Genomic DNA, 1971 nt, shown 5'->3' on the forward strand with positions numbered 1-1971 from the left:
ACATGGAAAACTTGACTGGCTTCTGTTTTGGGCATACCGTCTAGTTCAATTGCATCAATAACTTTTTGTCTGAGGTCGTAACTATAGGGGGCTGGCATTTTTGGTCTTCTTAGTCATCTCGTCCTATCCATTATACGTCCTAACTTTCCTGTCTGGTGCTATACATACTACTATGACCAGTGAGGATATAGGCCAAGCCGAAGCCGAGTTAATTACCCTCAAATATAGCCGAGTTGAGATCCGGGGAGTTCTGGCTTTACTGGGAACCTTTCAGCAACTACAACCCACCCCCATAGCCGATCTATCCATACGCCAACAATATTTTCTATTTGCTAATGTGGGGGAATTTTTCCCCGCCTTAGTAGTCCTGTCCATAGCCGCCGGAGCATCACTACAGGAGTTTACTACCCTAATTAACCATTATCTGAATCCCGATGATGCGATCGCTCACCCCCAACCCGTCATTAGCGGGAAACTCTTAATGGCAAAATTGGGACTCTCTCCCAGTCCCTTATTAGGGGATCTACTCCAAGAGATACAAATTGCTAAGGCTGAGGGTCAAATATCCACCCGTGAAGATGCCATAGCGATCGCATCCCAGAAAATGCTTGAATTGAACCTACCCTAACTAGGGGTTGTAGCTGTTATTGTGGCTTCTAAGGCTTTAATTAGGGGTGTGTCCCGGCGGACATTTCACCCCTACTTTTATGATTTTAGGGACGCTGAATGATGGTTTCCACCACACGCCGCCGCTGTTTGGGGTCAATGCCTAACAGTCGCACATAGTCCTTTGGGTGTTGACTTAGGCAATTTTCCACAGAAGCGATCGCCTCTGGGATAATTAGGGGTCGAGAATGGAGTCGCCTCCATTCCCTCCCATTCAAAACCGTGCTTGAGACTTTCACCTCACACGGCTCCTAGTCTGATTGTTCCATTGTTAGGGACACAGCTTTGGCATTGTCAAGTGCCGTCTTATCATCGCGGGTGTGGCGATGTAATAGTTGAAGGTTTTTGTATTCATCCTTTCCGCCTAGACTTCGAGGTATAATGTGGTCTACTTCTACTAAATCTGATGGTGCGAAATACTGTCCACACCATGTACATCTACCTTTTTGCTTTTTGAGTAGTTTGGTTACCCTAATTGGCGTTCCAATTGCTTGTCCTTTCCTGGTTGCCCAGTAAATCCAATTTCCGTCGTATGGTGTTGCGTCAGGGCGTATTAGGGTATGTCTGACAATCGGAGTCCAGTTGTGTTTATATAGATGTAACCTATCTTTGGTTTGGAACATCCAAGTTTCTTGTCTTTCTTTCCCATTACTGAGTTTCACCGTCCCCGGTTTAAAGTATTTGCTCAGTTTTTCGTGATTTGCCTTTCCGCATCTTGATACTGTCCACGCCCGTAACATTAGCCAGACTATGTTGTCTAGCTTAACAAAGGTCTCTTTTGAGACTACCGCTGAATAATAGTTTGACCATCCCCGAATGATTGGGTTTAGTTTGCTAATCAGGGCTGATTGAGGTGCAGTTTTGTGTTTTTTAACTTCACCTTTTATCACTTCTATGTGGGCTTTAACTGCTTTGTTGCTGGGTTTGATGTGGGTTTGATGTCAGATTAATCGGCTTGCTGCCCCGCCTGTTTTCCCAGATTTATATTTTCCTACCGGATGTTGCCTGATATTGAATCCTAGAAAGTCGAACCCTGGTTCCTCTGTTTTACCATCATACTCAATAGATTTGAGCGTGTGGCAGATTCGAGTCTTTTCAGGTTTTATTTCTAATCATACAGGTTTTAACCATTCAGAAATAGCAGTTTTGCACTGTTCAATGATTCCTAGGTCTTTTGAGATGACCACAAAATCATCAGCGTATCTTATCAGGTTAACCTGTGTGGTCGTCCCTTTATTAGGATACATTTCTTTAACTAGCCTTTCCATTCCCAACAGTGCGATGTTGGCGAGTATTGGACTTATC

At 44.2% G+C, this 1971-nt stretch carries 1 protein-coding gene and 3 pseudogenes; 1 reads left to right on the top strand and 3 read right to left on the bottom strand.

The window, feature by feature from the left end; translation table 11 throughout:
• Positions 1 to 98: pseudogene (locus P5674_RS24325) on the bottom strand (IS630 family transposase); the annotation flags it as partial.
• Positions 99 to 172: 74 nt separating this feature from the next.
• Between P5674_RS24325 and P5674_RS24330 the strand changes: the two are divergent.
• Positions 173 to 628 (top strand): polynucleotide adenylyltransferase, encoded by a 456-nt coding sequence (locus tag P5674_RS24330; protein WP_315670370.1) that lies wholly within the window; start codon positions 173 to 175, stop codon positions 626 to 628.
• An 85-nt stretch (positions 629 to 713) separates the two neighbouring features.
• Here the strand turns inward: P5674_RS24330 and P5674_RS24335 are convergent.
• Both P5674_RS24335 and P5674_RS24340 read right to left on the bottom strand, forming a co-directional pair.
• Positions 714 to 839, bottom strand: a pseudogene (locus P5674_RS24335) (ribulose bisphosphate carboxylase small subunit); the annotation flags it as partial.
• A gap of 78 nt (positions 840 to 917) precedes the next feature.
• A pseudogene (locus P5674_RS24340) lies at positions 918 to 1971 on the bottom strand (group II intron reverse transcriptase); the annotation flags it as partial.

Origin of the sequence: Limnospira sp. PMC 289.06 (assembly GCF_032350395.1) — a bacterium.
Lineage (GTDB): Bacteria > Cyanobacteriota > Cyanobacteriia > Cyanobacteriales > Microcoleaceae > Limnospira > Limnospira platensis.

Excerpts from the sequence above, each read along its gene's own strand:
- P5674_RS24330 (WP_315670370.1), top strand. The coding sequence starts at position 173 with ATGACCAGTGAGGATATAGGCCAAGCCGAAGCCGAGTTAATTACCCTC.